Origin of the sequence: Lactovum miscens (assembly GCF_014202895.1) — a bacterium.
In the GTDB taxonomy this organism is placed as follows: domain Bacteria; phylum Bacillota; class Bacilli; order Lactobacillales; family Streptococcaceae; genus Lactovum; species Lactovum miscens.
In genome coordinates this window covers 1-22842 of record NZ_JACHHV010000020.1, presented here as the reverse complement: position 1 = coordinate 22842, position 22842 = coordinate 1, and the positions used below count along the sequence as shown (strand labels likewise).

The window sequence follows — 22842 nt, the reverse complement described above, 5'->3', positions numbered from 1 at the left end:
ATGAAATCAATTTCGGATGTATTAGGTAATCGACCTAGCAATCAGATTGAGCTGGCCCGATTAAAAAACAAAATCTTAATGAATTATGAAGTTGCTGATTTCATTTTGAAGAATCAGTTAACCCAAAACCAAATTGATCAAGGCCTTTCGAAACTCAATGAATTTGTTAAAGAAACAGAAAAATTTAACATCTCGGAATCGAATTACTTACCCGTTTTGGTCCTTGAGGATGGCCTTATTGAAGTTACTTATCGTGAGACAGAAATTTTGCTAAAGCGTCGTTTGCTAAGAGATATCAGCCAGCGCGTGAGTATGGTAGGTCTTCCTCAAAAATTGAAGCAAGCCTCTTGGAAACGTGATGTATATGATCAGATTGCAAATCGTGATAAAGGACGCATGAAAGCCATCATGAATATCCAATCTTTTATCGCTCAGGAAGATCATAGCCACGCTAAAGGCGTCTATCTTTATGGTGATTTTGGGATTGGTAAGTCATTTCTGCTCGCAGCAATGGTTAATTCCTTGGCCGAGCAAGGCGTAAAAAGTCAGATGATTCATTTTCCAACCTTCATCTCTCAACCAAATTTTGCAGCAAGTGAACAACTTGACGAGGTTAAGACAGCTGATCTTTTGGTTATTGATGACATAGGGGGGGAGATCAACTCAGTTTGGTCTCGTGATAATGTTTTGCAAGTTTTATTGCAGTATCGTATGGATAATGTCTTACCAACTTTTTTTACATCGAATCACTCAATGCAAAATCTAGAAGAACGTTTGTCAAAGACAAGTCAAGGAGTTGACACTTGGTCGGCCAAACGCGTGATGGAAAGAATCAAGTTCTTGTCTGATGAAATACATTTAGAAGGAGAAAATAGACGTCATGGCTAATATCATAGAAATTATGAAGGCACATAGCTCAGTTCGCAAGTTCACTGATGAAGTCATACCGGATAAAAAGATTCGAGAATTTATTGAGGCAGGTCGAGCAGCAGGAAATTGGAAAAATTTTCAGTCATATAGTGTTATTATCGTAAAATCAATCGAAACTAAAAATGCTATCTACGAAGCACATAACTCTATTTCAACAAAGGCAGTGATGTCATGCTCACATTTCATTGTTTTTGTTGGTGACATGAATCGTGCAGAAAAAGCAGTTAAATTAAACGGTGGTGACTTTCAACCGGCTGGTGTTGAATCTATTTTGATTTCATCTATTGATGCAGCATTAGCTGCGGAAAATGTATTATTGGCAGCTGAGGCGGATGGCTTTGGTGGTGTTATGATGGGACTCCTTCGTGAAAAATCAGTTGAAATATCTGATATCTTAGGTCTCCCTGATTATACATATCCATTATTTGGTATTGCTCTCGGTGTCCCGGCAAAGATCAATCCAGTTAAGCCACGTTTGCCATATGAGACGATGGTCTTCAATGAAAAATATGTTGAGCAAGATGAATCAGTTATTAGAGCTTACGACGAAGTCCAGAGTGATTATGCAGGGACTCGGCGTTTAGGATCAAGTTGGTCTTCACGCATTGTTGAACAATGGGGTAAACCAGAAGAGAGAAGCTCAACCGAAAACCTTAAAGCAAAGAAACTCTTATAAAAAAATTACAAAATAGTTTGTAAATAAACAGTATAAATCCAAGAATTTATCAAAAGTGTTATATTTGAGCAAACTCAGATATCATTAAAAAAGGAGGCGACAATAAATGGTATTACCTACTGTTGCAATAGTTGGAAGACCCAACGTCGGAAAATCAACAATATTTAACCGTATCGCCGGAGAGCGTCTTTCAATTGTAGAAGATACCCCTGGCATTACCCGCGACCGCATCTATGCAACATCCAACTGGTTGACTCGCGATTTCGCCTTGATTGATACTGGTGGAATAGAAATGACAGATGTTCCATTCATGACGCAAATTCGTGCACAAGCTGAAATTGCTATGAATGAAGCAGATGTCATTGTTTTTGTGGTTGATGGTGAAACGGGAATGACCGATGCAGATCAAGATGTGGCACAACTTCTTTATCGGTCAAATAAGCCGGTGATTCTTGCAGTTAATAAAACTGACAACCCAGAACGTCGATTAGATATCTTTGATTTCTATAGTCTGGGGCTAGGCGATCCCTATCCAATTTCAGCTGTTCACGGTATTGGTACTGGTGACTTGCTAGATGCCATTATTGCGGCTTTCCCGGAAAATGCTGAGACTAAAGAAAACCCTGATCTCATTAAATTTAGTTTTATCGGTCGCCCTAACGTTGGCAAGAGTTCACTTATTAATGCCATGCTTGGTGAAGAACGCGTAATTGCTAGCCCTATTGCAGGAACAACTCGTGATGCTGTTGATACTAGATTTGTTGACAATGATGGTCAAGAATTTTTAATGATTGATACAGCCGGAATTCGCAAGTCCGGTAAGGTTTATGAGACAACTGAAAAGTATTCCGTTCTCCGTGCCATGCGTGCAATTGATCGTTCTGATATCGTATGTTTAGTAGTCAATGCTGAAGAAGGTATTCACGATTACGATAAACATATTGCTGGTTTTGCTCATGATGCTGGGAAAGGAATCCTACTTGTTGTAAATAAATGGGATACTCTTGAAAAAGATGATAAGACAATGAAAAAATGGGAAGAAGATATGCGTCATCAATTCCAATTTCTTGATTATTCACCAATTGTCTATGTTTCGGCTTTAACTAAGCAACGTTTGGTACAAATTCCAGAGAAGATCAAAGCTATTCATAAAGCTCAGAATAACCGCATTGGTAGTTCAGTCTTAAATGAAGTCTTGATGGACGCTATTGCAACTAACCCAACGCCTTCTGATAAGGGTAAACGTCTTCGTATTTATTATGGAACACAAGTTTCGATCAAACCACCTACGTTTGTGGTATTTGTTAATGAAGTAGAACTGATGCACTTCAGTTATGTTAGGTTCTTAGAAAATCAAATACGAAAAGCTTTCGTTTTTGAGGGAACGCCAATCAAAATTCTAGTGAGAAGAAGAAAATAACTTGAATTTCTCGTGATTGTTTTATCACGGGATTTTTGTTAGGTTTTAGTTGTTTTATTTATGGTTTGAAAATCTAAAATAATTTAAGCTTAAAATGTTGTTAGAAAACATTACTAGGTATCTTAATATCAAATATTTTCTTTCAGTTATCCTAAAAATGCAAACTAAAAAGGAAAAATTACGCTGTGAAAAATAAAATCTGGTAAATAATTATATCTTAAGTTCAACTTAAAGAAATCAAAATATTCAGCCGATACTTTGCAATATCTCGAAGAAACCGTTAAAATAGATCTATCATAAGTATTTTCAAGTATATAATTTTGGTTTATACAGATTCTAGAATATCACAGTTATTTGGTTTACTTTTGAACACTTAGCTAAAAACAAGTCGTGGGCACTAAACTGTTTTGAACAGTTAAAATAGTAAATTCATATAAAGGAGACATCATGACAAGGGAAGAATGGATTGAAAATTTTATACTCACCAATGGGCATGAGCCTTCCGAAGAGGAAATTACTAGGGCTCTAGAGTCGGGTGACTTTTATAGAGTTGATAAAGAGATTATTGCAGGAACTGATGACTGGGTTGAAGTATCAGATATTAATGGAGAGCAAACGGAATTAGAAAAAACCACAAGTTCTGACAAAGTTTCTAAGGAGAGTGCAAATAATTCTGGAAAAAAATTCTGTTCTAACTGTGGTAGCGAGCTTGAACTTGATGCAAATTTTTGCACCAATTGTGGTGCCCCTCAAGGTGGAAACAGTCAAACTTTGGGAAATGAAAAAAATATTATCAATGCAAAAGGTTTACAAAATAGTGCAAAAAAATACTGGTTTTGGCTTAAAAATGTCCTTCTTCATCCTGTAACATCAAAGAAAGAGGACATGTCCACTAACAACATGTGGGTTGCTTTCGGGATTATACTTGCATTGTTATCATTTGGTTTTGCCATTTTGCTTGGAAGTTTTCTTGTTTTCTTTATATTTGTTGTTCTTGGAATTGGGTTCACATTTTTGTTTGTATGGCTTTTTGGTATTTTATCAAACAATATTATGAAGAGTCAGTTCAAATTCATTGACATCTTTAAAATAGGAATTCAAGCTGAAATTTTGTTTGTACCAATTTCGCTTCTTGTCATTATTTTTAGTATACTGGCTCGTCTGACTGACCACTCAGCAATTACTTCGACGATTACTAATTCTTCAGGAGAAATTGTGACGCTATCGCCATCTTATTCAGGGAATGTCAGCTCTATTTTAGGATTTGGATTCTTTGGTTTAGTAATATATGCACTCATTGTGTTTGCAAGCATGGCTGGTTCAGGTATGTTTCTGATGGGGATTTATCGTGAAATTACGGCTATTCCAGAGAATAAGATTGATCGATATCCATGGTTTGTTTTAGCTATGTGTGCGATCGCTTTTATAATCTTTCTAATTATTGTCCTTATTTTTGCGGCAATTGCTCTTTCATTCATTCATGATATAGTTCCAAGTATGCGTGGGGGTCTGGGTTACTAAAAGACTTTATCTAAATAGGCGTTATTTTAATAAATAGGACGTAAAAAGTATTTATGCAGGTAAAAAGAAGATGGAAAGAAAGAAATAAAAATAAGTGCGTTATCATTTTAGTGATAATGCTCTTTTTGTCAATTATTTTTCTTTTCTGGGTATTTAAGAATAACCTTTTTCCAAAGAGCGAAAGTAAAATGGTTCAAATATCAAATTCAACTGTCCCATCCAGTTTATCAAGCGACACAAGTAATAATTCGGGTGATGCTCAGTCTGTCTTACAGACTGATTCCAAATCAGACTGGCAATTGGTCTTAGTTAATCTGAATAATAAGAAGTCAGAAATGAATCCTAAACTTGTGAACATTGGAAATATCCAAATGGATGCGAGGATCCAGAAGAATGTTGAAGATTTTTTTACAGCAGCTAAAGCAGTGGATCCAAAAGTCCATCTCATCTCAGGATATCGGTCAGTAGAATACCAAAGTCATTTATTTAGCAGTTATGTTCAGCAGACTATGACAGAGAATCCTAGCTGGACAGAAGCACAAGCAACAAGTGAGGTAATGACCTACTCACAGCCTTCAGAATCTTCTGAACATGAAACTGGGCTTGCCATGGACATGTCGACTGTAGATTCACTTAATCAAGAAGATCCAAATGTTGCAAGTCAAATTGCAGCAATTGCCCCAAGGTATGGTTTTATTTTGAGGTTTCCAACTTGGGGTCAAAAATCAACTGGAATAGAATATGAAGATTGGCATTTCCGTTATGTTGGTGAAGCAAATGCGAAATACATCACTGATAACCATCTGACTTTAGAGGAATTTCTTGATAAGTTGTCAAAATGAATTGAGATTTTACAAAAATAGTCAAAAATGTAAGTAATTTGTAAACTAAGGTTTATTGACAAAAAATAATAAATAATAGATAATTTAAACAATTGAGAGGAAGAAATCTATGGGATTATTTGATTTTTTTAAGGATAGTGATGACTATGAAGGCGCTCATGCTAGCCGTAAGGCACATAAGGTAAAAGTCGCTCCTTCTAACTATGAAAACACTTCTGACCTGATTCATTGGCTTGAGACTAATAAGGTAATTTTGCTCAGCGAAAAAGAAGGTCTGATTGTATATACTAATGAGCAAGGTCAAAGTTTCTTACAACTTTACACCAACTCAAAAGAAGTGAAGGATGAAAAAATTGATGAGTATGTCGAGGTGACTTCCCATGACATTCGTGATTTGTTGGATGAGATGCCCTATATTTCTTATTTAATCATCAATCCTGCAAGTGACAATTTACTTATCAAAAGAGAGGAGATTTTGATCCCTGATGATGCTGAGAGTTTAGATGAGTTAAAAAAAGGAACAACCAAACTCGATTTTGAAAAAGATTTAGAAAAGCCATCATATGATAGTCAAAATGACAGTGAAAAAGAAACTTTTGGCGATGAGACTAAAATCTTTAGAGTTAATGACAACGGACTTATCGCAACTAAACTTGAATTCGAAAATTCTGTAAATGGAAGTGAACAGCTAGAACCAAAATCTATTGAAGAAAATGAGATTTCAGAATCAATTACTGAATCACAATTGATTGATTCTAGCAGTGGAGAAAATAATGATGTGAGACCGGAAATTGAAGAACTTTCAATTTCTAACCGAGTAGAAGCTGAAGTTATTAATTCAGTACAAGTTTTACCTCAAAAAGAGTATGTAGAAAAAGGAAATCAAATGGAAAACTTCGAGACAGTTACTAGAGTTTCACAAAATTTAATCCGTGCAGTTCTAGACTATTCAATTGCTGGAATTGAAAAATTCTATATTGCAAAGGACAACTTAGATGGAAAAATCTACCTTTTAGTTGATACTTTTGATTATGTAGATACCAAATTACCTGAAGAATTTGTCACTCTTACCAAAGAGGCTCCTCAAGCAAGTGAATTGGAAAAACCTGAATTCTTGCTTTATGATGTAGGTGTTTCAAAAGAAGTTCTTGAAAACTATTCTGATACAGCCGTGCTCAATTTTCTAAAGTCACATCCAATTATTTATACTTTACCTCAAAATGGTAAAATTTCAGAGCTATCAAGTTTTACGGACATAAGCCAAATTCCAGATCTTTTTCTTGAGGCTTTTGATGAATTTGAGGTTGCAAATTCAAAACAATTTAACGATTACTTGTCAGATAATTTGAATCTAGAGATGGTTCAAGTCAATCCATTTTCACAAGCTATATTCTTGAAGCCTGAAGCTTTCAAGTCACAAGAAGTAAAAATTCCAGAGATTGAAGAAGGTACAAAACTTTTAGTCGAAATTGATCATGGAAAGGATAGCTTAATTGCAATTTTGACTATTTTGAAGAAATTCAAGATTAATAACATTGAAATTTCTGAAGATGAAACTCAATTGATAATTAATTTTGTTTCTGAAAAAGATGTAGTTATTGCTCGTCAGATATTGAAGTTGAAAACTTCTTTTGTGATTAAGTAAAAATTAAATATAAAATCTAAGAGAAAAATCCGTCAATTCGGATTTTTTGTTATAATTTGACTATGTCAAATATCAAGTTAATTGCCCTAGATCTAGATGGGACCTTATTAAATTCAAAGAAGAAAATTTCAAAGAAAAATATTGAAGCTATTCAAAAAGCACGTGCTCAAGGAGTAAAAGTGGTTTTTGATACGGGTCGTCCCTTGGTTTCCCTATTGGAATATCTTTCAACATTAGAACTATTTGGAAATAAAGAATATACCATTGCTAATAATGGGGGAATAATTCAGAGAAATGATGGAATTCTGATTTCACAAACTTTATTGAGTTATGAAGAGGTTAAAAAAATTGCAGGTGTAGCAGAGTCACAGGGCTTGCCTATTGATATAGTCTCAGGAGATATCTGTTATACCGTTGAAACAGCTGTTAAGACACTTTTGACTTATGTAAATAACACGCTGACGTTTCATAAGGTTAAGTTCTCGGAAGTACCTAAAAATGCTGATTTTAACAAAGTAATTATTTCAGCTAAGTGTGAAGTTATCGATTCTCTTTCAAAAAAGTTTGAAGATGAATTCTCTGATTTTTACGATATTTTTAGAACTCGAGACATTTTGCTGGAATTTATGCCTAAAGGGGTGAATAAAGGGACAGGTCTGGAGAAGCTGTGCAAGGAGCTTGGGTTAAAATCGGATCAAGTCTTGGCTATGGGGGACGAGGATAATGATGCTCCAATGCTTTCCTGGGTAGGCCTCGGAATTGCACCAGCTAACTCAAAAGACAAGGCTCGTGTGGCAGCTGATCAGATTTCTGCTTATAGTAATGATGAAGATGCTGTTGCTCATGCAATCTATAAATATGTGCTGAATGAATAATTTTAAAAAAGGGAGGATTGAAAATGGGACTTTTTGATCGAATTTTTGGGAAAAAAAAGGGTGTCGAATTAGAAGGACTAGATAAAACCTTGGCTAAAGACGAAGATGTTAAGCAGTCGCCAACAGAAAAGGAATCCGAACCTGTTCAGAAAGGCACTAATTTTGAGGAAAAGGTTGAAATATCTGAAAATGTGAATTCTCTTCTTTCAGAAGAAATTATAGAAAAAAAATATGAAAAAACGCTCGAAAAAACAAATAAGTCTTTTGGTGCTCGTTTTAATGCATTCTTAGCAAATTTTCGCAGTGTAGACGAAGCGTTCTTTGAAGACTTAGAAGAAACGTTAATTATGTCAGATGTAGGAGCAGATCTTGCAATGAAGATTTCTGAAGAACTTCGTCAAGAGGCAAGACTGGTAAATGCAAAGAATACTGATCAACTTCGCAACTTAATAATCGAAAAGCTAGTAGACACAATTGATCAAGAAAATCTTGTAAAAGAGCTGAAGCTTAAAAAAGTAGGATTGAGCGTTATCCTATTTGTAGGAGTTAATGGGGCAGGGAAAACAACAACAATTGGAAAACTTTCCGCTCGCTTTAAAGCACAAGGAAAAAAGGTTTTATTGGCTGCCGGGGATACATTCCGTGCTGGCGCCACTAATCAATTAGTTGAATGGGCTAAACGTTCAGGTTTAGAAACTGTAACGGGCCGAGATGGAGGAGATCCTGCATCAGTTGTATTTGATGCTATGCAGCGTGCCAAAAATGAGGGTTTTGATGTGCTCCTTATAGATACAGCAGGTCGTCTGCAAAATAAAGACAATTTGATGGCTGAGTTAGCTAAGATTCGGAAAATCATACAACGAGAACTTCCAGAGGCACCACACGAGACCCTACTCGTACTTGACGCTTCAACAGGTCAAAATGCTGTGAGTCAGGCGCGCGAATTTTCAAAAGTGACTCCTATTTCTGGTATCGTTTTAACAAAATTGGATGGATCAGCTAAGGGAGGAATTGTACTTTCAATCATTCAATCTCTTAAGATTCCAATTAAGCTTGTAGGTTTAGGTGAAAAAATTGATGATTTAGCTGACTTCGATGAAGAATTTTTTGTCCGTGGTCTTTTCAAAGGTTTAGTTTAATGGCTACACCCGATAATTCAACAAAGTAATAATATAATAAACAAACCAGAGGTTTATTGCTACAGTAAAATAGAGGTTTCCTAAGGAAGTCTCTATTTATAAGATATCAAGCTTTTTAAATCACAATAGGCTATATAACCAAAGAATTATCAAAGTTTTCAATAAAAGCTCTCTTTCTTAACTGATCTACTGTATCAGAGCAGTAGAATAGAATAGTATAGGAAAATTAACAACTAGCAAAAGTGAGTGTTCCCTAAAAACAAGACTTTACGACAAGTCTTGTTTTTAGCTGTCTCATAACTTATAGATCCAAAGAGATTTTTATCATTTTAAAATTTTTTATTACTTTGATCTTAGCACAAGTTTCGTTGCAGAATAACATAAAATCAATAAATAGTTTCATAAACTTTAAAATCCGTTAAACGAAGAAGTGGAAAAACTTTATCACTTGCTTTTTTTCATTAAATTATATAGAATGTATTGTGGATAAAATAAGTCTTTAATGGATGTTAAATATCCTCATCTTGAAGTCTGAAGAGGTAAATATGAGACTAACTAAAGCATTTGAACAAGGAGTATGTGTGATGGCAATGTTAACGACACAGCTTCCAGATATTCCTGTGTCATCAGCAAGCTTTTATCACCGCCTAGGAAGTTCACCTACGTATACGCAAAAAATAATTAGAAGATTAGTTGTCGCTGGCTTAGTCACTTCCGTTTCGGGACTAAGAGGAGGCTTTTGCTTGTCTCGTTCTTCTAGAAAAATTACTTGTTTGGACGTGGTAGAAGCTATTGAAGGTAAGGTAGTGACTTTTCCTGATTCACAGTTGCTTCATCACGCATTTGCAAATTCAAATGGGCTTTCTAATTTGGTAGTTGCCAATGACATTGTTCACCATGTCTTTTCTTCAGCGGATGCGCTTTGGCGAAGCTCACTATCTAAGACTTCAATCGCAGAAATTATTCATGAATCATTACAAGGAAGTCAAATGACTTTCGTTGATTGGAATGAAATTTAATAATAGGGAAGGAAAAGTAATCTTTTGATAAGAAAAGAGTTTAAGAAAATTTGGCAAAATAAGCTATTGCTACTGACGGTGATTGTTGTTTCAATTATCCCAATTCTTTATGCAAGTGTTTTTCTAAAGTCTATTTGGGATCCTTATGGGAATATGGATAAATTGCCTGTCGCAGTGGTTAATCTTGACAAATCAACCAATTTTGAAGGAAAGAGCCTGGATGTTGGAAACGATCTCGTTAGTAATTTAAAGAATAATAAAGATTTGAAATGGACTTTTGTCAGTCAAGATAAAGCGGAAAAGGGATTAAAAAATAGAAAATATTATATGGTTGTTACCATCCCTCAGAATTTTTCTGAGAATGCTGCCACTGTTTTAAATCCTAAGCCTAAAAAGATGAATCTAAAGTATGAAACCAATGCTGGTGTCAATTATCTTGGCGAAGTGGTAAGTGACAATGCTATTAAACAATTAAAATCACAAGTGGGAGAGAAAGTTACAGAATCTTATGCTAGTGCTATTCTTTCCACTGTAAATGAAATGTCCCAAGGTATAAAAACGGCCGCATCTGGTTCAAGTAAGCTGAGTAATGGAACACAACAAGTTAGTTTGGGAGTCAATAAGCTTGGGGAAAGCGTGCCATCACTTTCAAGTGGTGTCAATCAATTAGCGACAGGTTCTGAGAGCTTAACTAGCGGGATCGAGCAGTATACCTCGGCTGTTTCTCAAATTGCCAATGGTGGAAATCAGTTAAGCGGCGGACTCTCTCAACTTGCTAGCCAACTTCCCGAGCTCAGCACCGGAGTCCAAAAATTAAATACGGGTGCATCGACGCTTGCTAAAAATTTAAATCAAATTAATTTGTCTTCAGATGATAAAAATCAACTTCTAACTTACATCAATGGAGTGCAAACTTACTTGAATGAAGTAAATGATTCTTTATCAACCATAGATTTATCTCAATTATCGGGGTTAGGTCAACTGCCAGAAACTTTTGGAGAAGTTTCTACGAATTTAACAAATGTTGGAACGTCTTTAGCTGGTATTCAAAATGGCTTACAGAATGCGGTTAGCGTCGATGTTCAATCGAATGCCACTGCGGTTATTTCTGAACTGGCTAAAAACAATGTTAATTTGACTTCAGAACAGCAAGAGGCTGTTGCCAGCGCATTAAGTGATAACACTCAAAATAGTAAAGTGATTGCCTTGGTTAGCCAAAATCTTTCCACAGCAAGCACAAATCTTGTGAGTGTAAGCCAAACACTTGAAAACGTAGAGGCTCAGTTGCAAACACTTGACCTGTCTTCTCTATCATCAAGTCTAAGTAATCTTAAGTCTGGAACAAGTTTATTGGCGGGTAAAACGGCAGAAGCTTCAGATGGCTTAACTCAAGCTGTGAACGGACTTTATAAAATCAAAACAGAAGCAGGCCCCGGAGCAACCAGCTTATCCATGGGATTAGACAGCCTAAACAGTGAACTTCCATCATTAACCGCGGGTATTTCAAGTTTATCAAGCGGAAGCTTTGGACTCTCTTCGGGAGCCAATCAGCTAAATAATCAATCTGGCATGCTTAATAATGGATCTAAGCAATTGTCAAGTGGCCTGACTACATTGAAAGGTGAGATTCCTTCGCTAACATCAGGAATTACAAAACTTCAAGACGGAGCAACACAAGTTAATAATGGTGCTTCTGAACTTTCCATCAAGCTTAATGATGCCTCCAGTAAGATTGGAAAAATTTCATTGGGAACCAATAATGCTAAAATGATCGCTAATCCAGATAAAACGACTCAAACGAAATACAGTAGTGTTCCTAATTACGGACACGCTTTAGCACCATATTTTATGAGCGTTTCATTATTTGTGGGCTGCCTTGTTTTCAACTTTGTTTATCCTATAAGAAAAATAGCGGATCGCAAAAATGCTTCAGCTGGTAAATGGTATTTAAGTAAAATCACTATTGGCGGAATAGTTGCAACTGCCATGGCTTTAATCATTGGTACGGTTATGCAATGGATTGGTTTGGGTGTTCAAAATCAACTTCAATTCTATGGTATATTACTAGTAACCGCTTGGAGCAGTATGTTTCTCATTATGCTATTGGCAATGACGTTTGATAATCCCGGTCGTTTTATTGCAGTGATTCTCCTTGTCTTGCAGTTAGGATCATCTGGCGGGGTCTTTCCAATGCAAATCATAAGTCAATTCTATAATGTTCTCCACCCATTTATGCCAATGACTTATGCAATTTATGGTTTACGTCAATCTATTTCTACTGGTTTAGGAAATTCATTGTATTTCCATTCTTTACTCATATTGATAATTGTGACTATCGGTTTGCTCATACTGTTGCGACTTTCGATGGAATTCTTATTCCGAAAAGGACTTGTAGGTTATTCTCAATTACACAATACGCAAAAATTATTGGATGATGATTATCTAAATAATCACGAAAAATACACTCTTTGGTAAGAAATGTCCCATGTGTAAGCTAGTCTTCTACATCAGAGCAATAGAATAAAACTTTGTAAGATGACTAATAACTATTAAGGTGGGTATTTCATAAAAACAAGACTTTTTCACAAAGGCATGTTTTTTTATTTGCCTTATAGCTTATAAATCTAAAATAGATTGTATTTTCATCATCTTAAAAATTAAAAAATTTTTATAAGCCATTTAATCAAGAATTATCGAAATATTTAATAAAAAGATTTTGTATTACTTTAGTCTTTATATCTTCACTTCATGTGGTGTTGGGTTACCAAGTCTGCTATAATTAACAGATGACTAATGCTGATCTATGAATTGGCAGATTTGACTTGAAAAATCGCTGATTTCACGATAAAATAAAATTAAGAAAGTTGAGGCCTGATGTCTTATTCAGATTTAATGATATTTTCGCTCAGTTCTAACCTCGAATTGGCGGAACGAGTTGCTACAGAAATAGGCTTACCTCTTGGTAAAGTTTCTATCGAAACTTTTGCGGATGGTGAACTTCAAATTACGGTTGAAGAATCGGTTCGTGGGAGAGACATTTATTTGATTCAGTCGACAAGTAATCCCGTCAACGATAACTTGATGGAAGTTTTGATTATGGTGGACGCATTAAAACGTGCATCTGCTCGTACTATCAGTTTAGTTTTACCATATTATGGTTATGCACGTCAGGATCGTAAGGCAAAAGCTCGTGAGCCAATTACCTCCAAATTAGTGGCAAATATGATTTCAATATCAGGGGTGACACGGGTCATTACTGTTGATCTTCATGCTTCTCAAATTCAAGGTTTCTTTGAAGTTCCAGTGGACCACTTAGTCGGAGCACCTTTGATTGCAGATTATTTTGAACGTCAAGGACTCTCAGGAGACGGTGTGGTTGTGGTTTCACCTGACCATGGCGGTGTTACACGTGCACGTAAGTTGGCTGACTTTTTAAAAACAAAAATCGCCATTATTGATAAACGTCGTCCAAAGGCTAATGTGGCTGAAATTATGAATATTATAGGTGATGTCAATGGAAAAAAATGCATTCTAATTGATGACATGATCGATACAGCTGGCACGATATGTTTGGCGGCCAATGCCTTACGGGGACTTGGTGCAACAGAAGTTTACGCTTCATGCACTCATGCGGTTTTATCAGGCCCAGCGATTGACCGTATTAACGATTCTGCTATCAAAGAGTTAGTTGTTCTTGATACAATTCAACGATCTGAGGCACAGAAATCACCTAAAATTATTCAGATTTCTATAGCTAATCTTTTGGGAGAGGCAATTATTCGTACACATGAGAATCGTCCTTTGTCTCCATTGTTCAATGCGCCGAAATCATCTGTTTATTAAGGATAAGACAAACCAATATATTTTTAGGATATACGAATTTAAAAGCGGTGAAAAGCCGCTTTTCTATCATTTATAGGAAAATTTTATGGAATACAATCACCAAGAAATAGAAGCAAAATGGCAAAAATTTTGGTCAGAAAATCAGACTTTCAAGACTAAAACTGATCCAGAAACCCCTAAGTTTTACGCACTTGATATGTTCCCCTATCCGTCAGGCGCAGGGCTTCATGTTGGTCATCCAGAGGGCTACACGGCGACAGATATCTTAAGTCGCTATAAGCGTGCTCAAGGTTATAATGTTCTCCATCCAATGGGTTGGGATGCTTTCGGTTTACCCGCAGAACAATATGCAATGTCAACTGGACATGATCCAGCAAAATTTACAGCTGAAAATATTGAAAACTTCAAACGTCAAATTAATTCACTTGGATTTTCCTATGATTGGGATCGTGAAGTTAATACTACAGACCCAAAATTTTACAAATGGACCCAATGGATTTTTACAAAACTCTATGAAAAAGGCTTAGCATATGAAGCTGAAGTCCCAGTGAACTGGGTAGAAGAGTTAGGGACAACTATTTCAAATGAAGAAGTCTTGCCAGATGGGACCTCTGAACGTGGAGGCTATTCTGTTGTGCGTAAGCCTATGCGCCAATGGATTCTTAAAATAACGGCTTATGCGGATCGTTTGATTGAAGATTTAAATGAACTTGATTGGCCAGAATCTGTCAAAGAAATGCAAAGAAACTGGATTGGTAAGTCGGTCGGTGCTGATGTAAAGTTTAAAGTTGCAGACTCTGACCAAGAGTTCACTATCTTTACAACTCGCCCTGACACCTTGTTTGGTGCGACATATGCAGTTCTTTCACCAGAGCATGCTTTAGTAACTGCTATTACTAGTTCTGAGCAAGCGGTGGCAGTAGCGGACTATCAAAAACAAGCATCTCTGAAATCTGATCTTAACCGGACTGATCTTGCGAAAGATAAAACTGGTGTTTGGACAGGTGCTTATGCGATCAACCCAGTTAATGGTAAAGAAATTCCAATTTGGATTTCTGATTATGTACTAGCTAGCTACGGCCACGGAGCTATTATGGCTGTTCCAGCCCATGATGAACGTGACTGGGCTTTTGCAAAAAAATTTGACCTTGAAATCATTCCTGTACTCGAGGGCGGGAACGTAGAAGAGGCAGCTTTTACTGAAGATGGTCTTCATATTAATTCGAAATTTCTTAATGGTTTAAATAAGGCTGAAGCGATTGAAAAAGAGCTTGCTTGGCTTGAAGAAAATAAAGTAGGTCAGAAAAAAATTACGTATAAATTGCGTGATTGGCTCTTCAGTCGCCAACGTTACTGGGGGGAACCAATTCCAATTATTCATTGGGAAGATGGCACAAGTACAGCTGTTCCAGAATCTGAACTTCCACTTGTCTTACCAGTTACCACAGACATTAAGCCTTCTGGGACAGGTGAGTCACCACTCGCAAATCTGAAAGAATGGTTGACTGTAACTCGGGAAGATGGTATAAAAGGGCGACGTGAGACCAATACTATGCCACAATGGGCGGGTTCCTCTTGGTATTACCTCCGTTATATTGACCCAAATAATGACCAGGCCTTAATTGATCCTGATTTAGCTAAACAATGGCTGCCAGTTGACATTTATATTGGAGGTGCCGAACACGCAGTCCTACACCTACTTTATGCTCGTTTTTGGCATAAGTTTCTCTATGATCTTGGAGTCGTTCCTACAAAGGAACCTTTCCAAAAATTGTACAATCAAGGGATGATCTTGGGCACCAGTTATCGTGATCACCGTGGTGCTCTTGTTGCGACGGATAAAGTTGAAAAACGTGAAGGAAAATTCTTCAGCATTGAAAATGGAGAAGAACTTGAACAAGGTCCTGCTAAGATGTCCAAATCACTTAAGAACGTTGTAAACCCTGATGATGTAGTTGCAACTTATGGCGCAGATACACTTCGTGTTTATGAAATGTTCATGGGACCACTTGATGCATCAATTGCTTGGTCAGAAGAAGGACTTGAGGGGGCTCGAAAGTTTCTTGATCGAGTCGTTCGCCTAATTGACTCTGAAAAAATTATTGTCGAAAATGATGGTAAATTGGCCAAAATATATAACGAAACAGTCAAGAATGTGACTGAGCGCTTAGACAATATGCTCTTTAATACAGCTATCTCACAATTGATGATCTTTGTAAATGCAGCAAATAAAGTTGAAAATTTGCCAGTTGAATACGCAAAAGGATTTGTTCAACTTCTTGCTCCATTTGCGCCACACATTGCAGAAGAGCTTTGGTTCAAACTTACTAATGAGGCAGGAATCTCATTTGTAGCCTGGCCAATATTTGATGAATCTGCTTTGATTGAAGATGAAATTGAAATAGTTGTTCAAGTGAATGGAAAACTTCGTAAGAAGATCATGGTTTCAAAAGACCTACCCCAGGCTGAGCTAGCAGAAGTGGGCAGAGCAGCGGTTGAAGTTGATGGAGACATTGCCAAAATTATTGCGGTACCAAACAAACTGGTCAATATTGTTATCAAACCTGCTTAGTTTTTCTTTCAAAAAAATTATTAAAATGTTATTGAAATTGGCTCACTAAATTCTTCAGAATTTAGTGAGTTTATACTATTTTTTTGCCCAAATAATTTTATACAATTAATGAAAAGAGGTGAAAATGCCAGAATTACCTGAAGTTGAAACCATTCGTCGTGGTCTTGCCAAGCGATTAATTGAGCAGAAAATTAAAAACGTTAAAGTCTATGAAAACAAAAGCTTTTTAGTAGGCTCAAATAACAGAGCTTGGCTTGATGGTTCTATTATCAAAGATGTAAAGCGGCGAGCAAAAGTCTTGATAATAGAATTGGAGAATGAATATACTTTGCTATTTCATCTCAAAATGACAGGTCAAGTGATTTATCGCCATTCTGGTTCTGAAATAATTGATGAAGGAAATTTTGCAGCTGGACATCCAACAGGGGACTGGTTAATGGAATTACCAAACAAGTCAACCCGAGTTGAATTTGAATTTGAAGATCATTCAAAACTATTTTTCAATGACCAAAGAAAATTTGGTTGGATAAAATTATTGTCAACGCCTCAAGTAATGGAAGTAAAATTTCTTAATGAGCTCGGGCCAGAAATCGTTGACTTTAGCCAAAACCCTATTCCAGATAAAATTAAAGAATCCACTTATAAAGAATTCATTGGTCGAGCAAGGCACCATGGGAATTCATCAATAAAGGCGGTCATTCTTGACCAAAAAGTCATTGCTGGAATTGGAAACATCTATGCTGATGAAGGTCTCTGGGGAGCAAAGATTCACCCAGCGACTTTGGTCAAAAACTTGAACGACCGAGAATTAAGAAAACTTCTTAGAGAAGCCAAATCATCGATGACACGATCGATTGAATCTGGAGGTTCTACTATGCAGACCTTTGTTAATGCGGATGGTAGCCGAGGAAATTACCTTGAACTTTTCGCTAATGTCTTCCGTCGAGAAGGTCAGCCTTGCCCACGTTGTGGTACTGAGATTATTAAAATAAGGGTTGCTGGTCGTGGAACACACATATGTCCAAAGTGCCAAAAAATGAAATAAAATTATTGATAAATGAAGTTAAATAATTCACAAATTGATGATGCACTACCAGTTTAATTTTTTGTTAGAATTGGTGTAATAGTTGTTAAGGCTTTAAATGTCGAATATTGAAACAGCTTTAAGCACTCTTGACCTAAAAAAGTCAGCGAGCAAGTATAAGAAAGGTTTTATTAAAAATGGTAGATCAATTCGGAGCAGATCTTATTGTCGATTCATTAATCAATCATGATGTAAAGTTCATATTTGGGATTCCAGGTGCAAAAATCGACCGTGTTTTCGATACCCTCAATGATAAAGGACCTGAACTCATTATTACTCGCCATGAGCAGGGGGCTACTTTTATGGCTCAAGGTGTGGGACGTATTACTGGTGAACCCGGGGTAGTGCTTGTAACTTCAGGCCCTGGTGTGTCAAATCTTGCCACTGGTCTTTTAACGGCTACAGCCGAAGGAGATCCTATTCTTGCTATTGGTGGGCAAGTGAAACGTGCTGATCGATTGAAACGAGCTCACCAATCTATGGATAATGTTGGTCTTTTGAAGCCTGTTACTAAATTTGCAGTTGAAGTCGAAGATGCCAGTGTCCTTTCAGAAACAATTGCCAATGCCTACCGTATTGCGAAATCAGGTAAAGGTGGCGCAAGTTTTATTTCTGTTCCTCAGGATGTTACAGACTCAAACGTTGGTACTGTCAGAGCCATCAAGCCTCTGTCAGCCCCAAAATTTGGTAACGCCTCAGTTGATGATATTACTTACCTTTCACAAGCCATTCGATCAGCGGTTCTTCCAGTTATCCTTGTTGGTGCTGGTGGGTCAGATGCCAAGGTTGCAAAGGTCCTTCGTGAGCTCTTGGCAGTAGTTGAAATTCCAGTGGTTGAAACTTTTCAAGGTGCAGGGGTAATTTCACGTGACCTCGTTCAAACTTTCTTTGGACGTGTCGGTCTATTCCGTAATCAGCCTGGAGATATGCTTTTGAAGCGTGCTGATCTTGTTATTACGATTGGTTATGATCCAATTGAATATGAAGCTCGTAACTGGAACGCAGAAATTGATAGTCGTGTAATCGTTATTGATAATGCTGAATCTGAAATTGATACTTATTTCCAACCAGAACGTGAGTTGATTGGGGATATTGCAGCTACTCTCGGAAATTTGCTACCAGCTATTCATGGTTATAAATTGCCTGCTGGGTCCGCAGAATACTTAACTGGATTACGTGACATCCTTGCAACCCGTGGTGAAAAGTCCAGTAAAACTGCAGACCGTGTTCACCCACTTGATATTGTTGAAACTTTGCAAGATATTGTTAAAGACGATGAAACAGTTACTGTTGATGTTGGTTCGCTTTATATTTGGATGGCGCGTTACTTCAAGAGCTACGAGCCTCGCCATCTTCTTTTCTCAAATGGAATGCAGACCCTTGGTGTGTCACTTCCTTGGGCCATTGGTGCTGCTTTAGTTCGACCAGGCAAGAAAGTTTACTCAAATTCCGGTGATGGTGGTTTCCTATTCACCGCGTCAGAGCTTGAAGTAGCAGTTCGTAAGAATTTACCAATTATCCATGTAATTTGGAATGACGGTCACTATGACATGGTTAAGTTCCAAGAAGAAATGAAGTACGGACGAAGTGCTGGGGTTGACTTTGGCCCAGTTGATTTTGCGAAATATGCTGAGTCTATGGGAGCAAAAGGCTACGATGCTAAAAGCAAAGAGGAGCTTAAATCAATTCTTGAAAGTATCCCAGACGCAACTGGTCCAGTTATCATTAATGTACCTGTTGATTATTCAGACAATATCAAACTTGGTGAGACGCTCTTGCCAGATGAATTTTATTGATAACGATAAGCTAGCTTGTAAAACAACAAAAACATATGAAAAAGTCTCTGAATGCTTTAGTGTTCAGGGACTTTTCTTGTGAAATAAACAAGGTGAAATTATAGAAAATTATATTCTTGATCTTCAGTTACTTTCTTTTGATAAGGAGTATGATATTAAGTCAACACTTAGCCAAACTCTAGGCTACTATCTAGCAAGTGATGAAGAGAAGCCTGAGTTAGCAAATTTATTTAGAATAATACAAAACTATGTGAAATCAAGTGTTTCTGAAAAAAATATTTCAGCTTTTAGTAAAGCACAACTAGGAGTCTTTCAAGCTGAGAAATTAAGAGAATGGGTTGTGTCAAACTCTGAATTGCTTAATTCATCAAAAAATGAGTTGGAGATGATAAGCTTAACTAGTCACAACTTATTGTTTATTCTGAAAATAATACAAAAAAAATTATCCAACAGGATGAACTCACCAAGATTGCAATAAAATGGATCAAGAGAGAAAGTTATTATGATATTTTGGAATACTGCAATTGGAATAATGTTAGTATAAAAGATAAGATAATAAGATAATAAGAAGAGAAATGATAAACAATGGAAGTTAGCCCTTGAAGATATTATAGATATTTGTGACAATGGATTTGGCTATTCAGCGATTATAGTGATGAATGCAATCACAGATCTTGTTTTTGATCTTTTTCTAGGGAATACTGGCTTTAAGGGAATTTTTAATTATTTTGGGGAAAAATTAAGATATGGTCTTTTTAGTAAAAAAGAAATTTGGGCTTACGAATTAGGTTTTCAGATCTTATACTTTCTCAAAGGATTGCAGAGACAATATCTTCTTTCAAAGTGTATAAATTAAGCGTTAAGAGTTCTATAAAAGAGAATAAGTCTGTGGTCACCAATATACTAGTTGATTATCCTGTATATTTCAATTATATGTTATCAATACTTACTGCCCATTTGCCCATTGCTGACATGAAATGAAACTAGTGAGAGGTTTATGGTTACTGGATAGAGGCTGTTAACGTTGAGTGCCCTCATTTTTATTTTATAAAATAAATTTGAAAATATAGGTATCAGAAGTTGAAGTGGAGGAAACTCCAATTTACATTCAAATCTCAGATTATTCAGATTTCACAATCAAACCTATTGGAATAATGTCAAATAAGTAGTTGTAAATGATAGTATTAGCATCTAAGGCTGACAGACCTTGATACTGGATAATTTCTAAAGTTCTCTTATACAAAATCACAACGGAAAACACAATTCAAGTAAAAATAGGTCAAGGTATTAAATCAGGTGACACTCATTCTGGTTTGAAAATTGGAGTATCCAGATTTGGTGCGCTACATATTATAAATAAAAGGCAGGTTACATTATATTGGTGCAGCCTGCCCTTTATTTTGGAAATTCTATTCCCAAATCATGTAATTCTTTAGATACTTGAGTAGCGGTTTTAGCACAATCACAAAACTTGAGAATTTCAAGACATTTTACCATAACTTCAGAGGCCTGCTCATCACCTTTTTGGTATGAATAATTTGCACGGTTATAAATGAGTGTGAGCTTCTCAAACATAAAATATTCATGAATTTCACTGTCTTCAAGGTACTTGATTAGCCGCCTTGCTGGTTCAAATATTTTCTGGTCAACGAATACATTGATAATATTTAATACGCATTGTACAGTTGCAAGTTGGATTTGGTGGAGCTCTTTATTTATTTGCATAGGGGCGGTCATCCGATTTGTTAAGTCAATAAGTTTAATAACATCAATGAATTGAGCACATTGCCCTAAGAGGCGAATATCGTAGAGTCCCCATTCTTTTAAGTTAAATAGATAATCAATAAGAAAATTCAACTCCTGTTTGGTAATGAAATAGGAGGAATCTACAAAGTAGAGAACAGATTTCATACGGATATTATCAAGTTTTAATTTTTTATTATCTGGATTGTCTAATAGAGATTGTTCTACTTGTTTAGAAAGGAGTTCAAGTTGGACAGTGTTACCTTCCATTACGGCGTTGGAAATTCTGACATTAAACAGGAGATTATCCTTGGAACCAAGATATTGATTATAAGCGTTTTGGAATTCAAACATATCCACAGCGATGTTATTTAGTAAGGAAATAAAGTGATGAGTAGCAATAATTACATGCCCGTTTTCAAAATTGGATAGATGCGATACAGAAATTTCAGCTCCGGCAGCTTCTTTTTGTGAGAGTCCTTTTGACTCCCGCAGATACTTAAAGACAATGCCGATAGCTAATTCATCTGTTGAATATTTCGAATTATTCGTAACCAAATCGCTTTCTTCTTTCGTATTATTTAAGTGAAAATTTAATAAAAAACATTCATATCCTCAATTATATCAAAACTAGAGAGGATTTTTTTATAGTTAAGTATGTTTCGTATTCATTAAAAAAATACCTTTCAATAAATAGCTCATCTTGCAAATCCAATTTAAAATAATATTAAGCAAAACAATTTAGCAGTATAAAATATTTGAAGATTGCAACTGCAATGTAAATATTGAGAGGAGAGGCTAGGAAGAAATACAGATTTTTGAAATTTTTAGTTTTGGTAGCTGTTATTATACTAACTTATCCAGTCATTACTTGGTAGCATTTCTTGAATCAGTTATACCCTTTAAATATTTAAAAATAAAATTTTATTTTTCTTTTATCTAGATAAAAGGGTGGTATGGGTTACACCCAGCACCCATTATAACTGAGATGACTGTAAAAAATAATGAAGAAAATATTATTTTGATTTTTTGAGTGAATGATCAATGTGGGATAAAGTTGTCTTGATAGAATAAGAGCAATTCGACATTATTTTTTGGTGAAAAGCTACCCTTTAAGTATGCCAAGTGGGTAGTTTATCTTTTTACTGATATAAATGCTGTTGGTAGTCCGTGGTAATCTACGATATCTTTTGAAAAGGAATTTATATAAACAATCTATGTAGTTAGAAGGAATATGATGAAAATTAATACAATTTTATTTGGTTTGGGTCCTCATGCCAAAAGAATCTATCTTAAATATGTCTCACAACAACAAAATTTTGGAAAACTAGTAGTAGTTGATTTAAAAAATAGAGAAAATGAGTTACGTGATATATTGGAACATACTCGTATTGATTACGAGCTTATACTTTTTGATGCGAGGTGTAGGAACTCAGAACGCTTGACGAGAGAACAGCGACAAATTTTATCGAGTGTTATTAATGCTTATAACATAGAAAAAGCAATTATTTCTACTGAGCCAAGAAGTCATTTGGTGTATTTAAATTACTGCTTGGATATGGGACTGGATATTATATGCGATAAACCGATTACTTCTCCATTATACACTCATTCAGAATATGGAGCGAATAAGATAGAAGAGGGTAAGTGTCAAATAATTGGCTGTAAATCTTCAAAACTGAATTTTTGTTTATATTTTAAAGCCCATCCTGAGCTTATGAGATCCAAGATGTACTT

Annotated in this window: 16 protein-coding genes; 15 read left to right on the top strand and 1 reads right to left on the bottom strand. The window is 36.1% G+C overall.

Features of this window, described 5'->3' with window-relative positions; all coding sequences use genetic code 11:
* The 14 genes from dnaI to alsS all read left to right on the top strand — a co-directional run bounded on the left by dnaI (window position 1) and on the right by alsS (window position 19362).
* The gene (gene dnaI / locus HNQ37_RS05840; protein ID WP_183540254.1) at window positions 1-888 is read left to right on the top strand and encodes a primosomal protein DnaI; all 888 of its coding nucleotides are present in this window, start codon (window positions 1-3) and stop codon (window positions 886-888) included.
* On the top strand, window positions 881-1606 hold the full coding sequence (locus HNQ37_RS05835; protein WP_183540252.1) for a nitroreductase family protein: 726 nt from the start codon (window positions 881-883) through the stop codon (window positions 1604-1606). The genes dnaI and HNQ37_RS05835 overlap by 8 nt, the downstream gene beginning before the upstream one ends.
* 106 nt (window positions 1607-1712) lie before the next feature.
* Window positions 1713-3026: a ribosome biogenesis GTPase Der gene (gene der / locus HNQ37_RS05830; RefSeq protein ID WP_183540250.1), complete on the top strand. Its 1314-nt coding sequence runs from the start codon at window positions 1713-1715 to the stop codon at window positions 3024-3026.
* Between the two features lie 447 nt (window positions 3027-3473).
* A complete protein-coding gene (locus tag HNQ37_RS05825) occupies window positions 3474-4547 on the top strand; it encodes a zinc ribbon domain-containing protein (RefSeq protein WP_183540248.1) in 1074 nt (357 codons plus the stop codon).
* 188 nt (window positions 4548-4735) lie between these two features.
* Entirely contained in the window at window positions 4736-5389 is a 654-nt protein-coding gene (locus tag HNQ37_RS05820) for a M15 family metallopeptidase (protein WP_246415612.1), read from the top strand.
* 109 nt (window positions 5390-5498) lie between these two features.
* The gene (locus HNQ37_RS05815) at window positions 5499-7034 is read left to right on the top strand and encodes an SseB family protein (RefSeq protein ID WP_183540244.1); all 1536 of its coding nucleotides are present in this window, start codon (window positions 5499-5501) and stop codon (window positions 7032-7034) included.
* Between the two features lie 62 nt (window positions 7035-7096).
* Complete coding sequence (locus HNQ37_RS05810; RefSeq protein ID WP_183540242.1) at window positions 7097-7909, top strand: Cof-type HAD-IIB family hydrolase; 813 nt, start codon at window positions 7097-7099, stop codon at window positions 7907-7909.
* 23 nt (window positions 7910-7932) lie between these two features.
* A complete protein-coding gene (gene ftsY, locus HNQ37_RS05805) occupies window positions 7933-9048 on the top strand; it encodes a signal recognition particle-docking protein FtsY (RefSeq protein WP_183540240.1) in 1116 nt (371 codons plus the stop codon).
* 545 nt (window positions 9049-9593) lie between these two features.
* Window positions 9594-10067, top strand: a complete 474-nt coding sequence (locus HNQ37_RS05800) for an RrF2 family transcriptional regulator (RefSeq protein WP_183540238.1) — start codon at window positions 9594-9596, stop codon at window positions 10065-10067.
* Window positions 10068-10091: 24 nt separating this feature from the next.
* Window positions 10092-12542, top strand: coding sequence for a YhgE/Pip domain-containing protein (locus tag HNQ37_RS05795; RefSeq protein WP_183540236.1), 2451 nt, complete (start codon window positions 10092-10094; stop codon window positions 12540-12542).
* Window positions 12543-12941: 399 nt separating this feature from the next.
* Window positions 12942-13910 (top strand): ribose-phosphate diphosphokinase, encoded by a 969-nt coding sequence (locus HNQ37_RS05790; protein WP_183540235.1) that lies wholly within the window; start codon window positions 12942-12944, stop codon window positions 13908-13910.
* Between the two features lie 85 nt (window positions 13911-13995).
* Complete coding sequence (gene leuS / locus HNQ37_RS05785; protein WP_183540233.1) at window positions 13996-16482, top strand: leucine--tRNA ligase; 2487 nt, start codon at window positions 13996-13998, stop codon at window positions 16480-16482.
* Window positions 16483-16606: 124 nt separating this feature from the next.
* Window positions 16607-17527: a bifunctional DNA-formamidopyrimidine glycosylase/DNA-(apurinic or apyrimidinic site) lyase gene (gene mutM / locus HNQ37_RS05780; RefSeq protein WP_183540230.1), complete on the top strand. Its 921-nt coding sequence runs from the start codon at window positions 16607-16609 to the stop codon at window positions 17525-17527.
* A 176-nt stretch (window positions 17528-17703) separates the two neighbouring features.
* Entirely contained in the window at window positions 17704-19362 is a 1659-nt protein-coding gene (gene alsS / locus HNQ37_RS05775; RefSeq protein WP_183540228.1) for an acetolactate synthase AlsS, read from the top strand.
* A gap of 1395 nt (window positions 19363-20757) precedes the next feature.
* Here alsS and HNQ37_RS05770 read toward each other — a convergent pair.
* Entirely contained in the window at window positions 20758-21663 is a 906-nt protein-coding gene (locus HNQ37_RS05770) for a helix-turn-helix domain-containing protein (RefSeq protein WP_183540226.1), read from the bottom strand.
* 679 nt (window positions 21664-22342) lie between these two features.
* On the opposite strand from HNQ37_RS05770, the gene HNQ37_RS05765 reads away from it, so the two are divergent.
* On the top strand, window positions 22343-22842 hold a 500-nt coding region (locus HNQ37_RS05765), incomplete at its 3' end, for a Rossmann-fold NAD(P)-binding domain-containing protein (RefSeq protein ID WP_484497073.1).

What these genes read in the sequence shown, in the direction of transcription:
- dnaI (WP_183540254.1), top strand. Translation starts at nt 1, where the DNA reads ATGAAATCAATTTCGGATGTATTAGGTAATCGACCTAGCAATCAGATT.
- HNQ37_RS05835 (WP_183540252.1), top strand. Translation starts at nt 881, where the DNA reads ATGGCTAATATCATAGAAATTATGAAGGCACATAGCTCAGTTCGCAAG.
- der (WP_183540250.1), top strand. Translation starts at nt 1,713, where the DNA reads ATGGTATTACCTACTGTTGCAATAGTTGGAAGACCCAACGTCGGAAAA.
- HNQ37_RS05825 (WP_183540248.1), top strand. Translation starts at nt 3,474, where the DNA reads ATGACAAGGGAAGAATGGATTGAAAATTTTATACTCACCAATGGGCAT.
- HNQ37_RS05820 (WP_246415612.1), top strand. Translation starts at nt 4,736, where the DNA reads ATGGTTCAAATATCAAATTCAACTGTCCCATCCAGTTTATCAAGCGAC.
- HNQ37_RS05815 (WP_183540244.1), top strand. Translation starts at nt 5,499, where the DNA reads ATGGGATTATTTGATTTTTTTAAGGATAGTGATGACTATGAAGGCGCT.
- HNQ37_RS05810 (WP_183540242.1), top strand. Translation starts at nt 7,097, where the DNA reads ATGTCAAATATCAAGTTAATTGCCCTAGATCTAGATGGGACCTTATTA.
- ftsY (WP_183540240.1), top strand. Translation starts at nt 7,933, where the DNA reads ATGGGACTTTTTGATCGAATTTTTGGGAAAAAAAAGGGTGTCGAATTA.
- HNQ37_RS05800 (WP_183540238.1), top strand. Translation starts at nt 9,594, where the DNA reads ATGAGACTAACTAAAGCATTTGAACAAGGAGTATGTGTGATGGCAATG.
- HNQ37_RS05790 (WP_183540235.1), top strand. Translation starts at nt 12,942, where the DNA reads ATGTCTTATTCAGATTTAATGATATTTTCGCTCAGTTCTAACCTCGAA.
- leuS (WP_183540233.1), top strand. Translation starts at nt 13,996, where the DNA reads ATGGAATACAATCACCAAGAAATAGAAGCAAAATGGCAAAAATTTTGG.
- mutM (WP_183540230.1), top strand. Translation starts at nt 16,607, where the DNA reads ATGCCAGAATTACCTGAAGTTGAAACCATTCGTCGTGGTCTTGCCAAG.
- alsS (WP_183540228.1), top strand. Translation starts at nt 17,704, where the DNA reads ATGGTAGATCAATTCGGAGCAGATCTTATTGTCGATTCATTAATCAAT.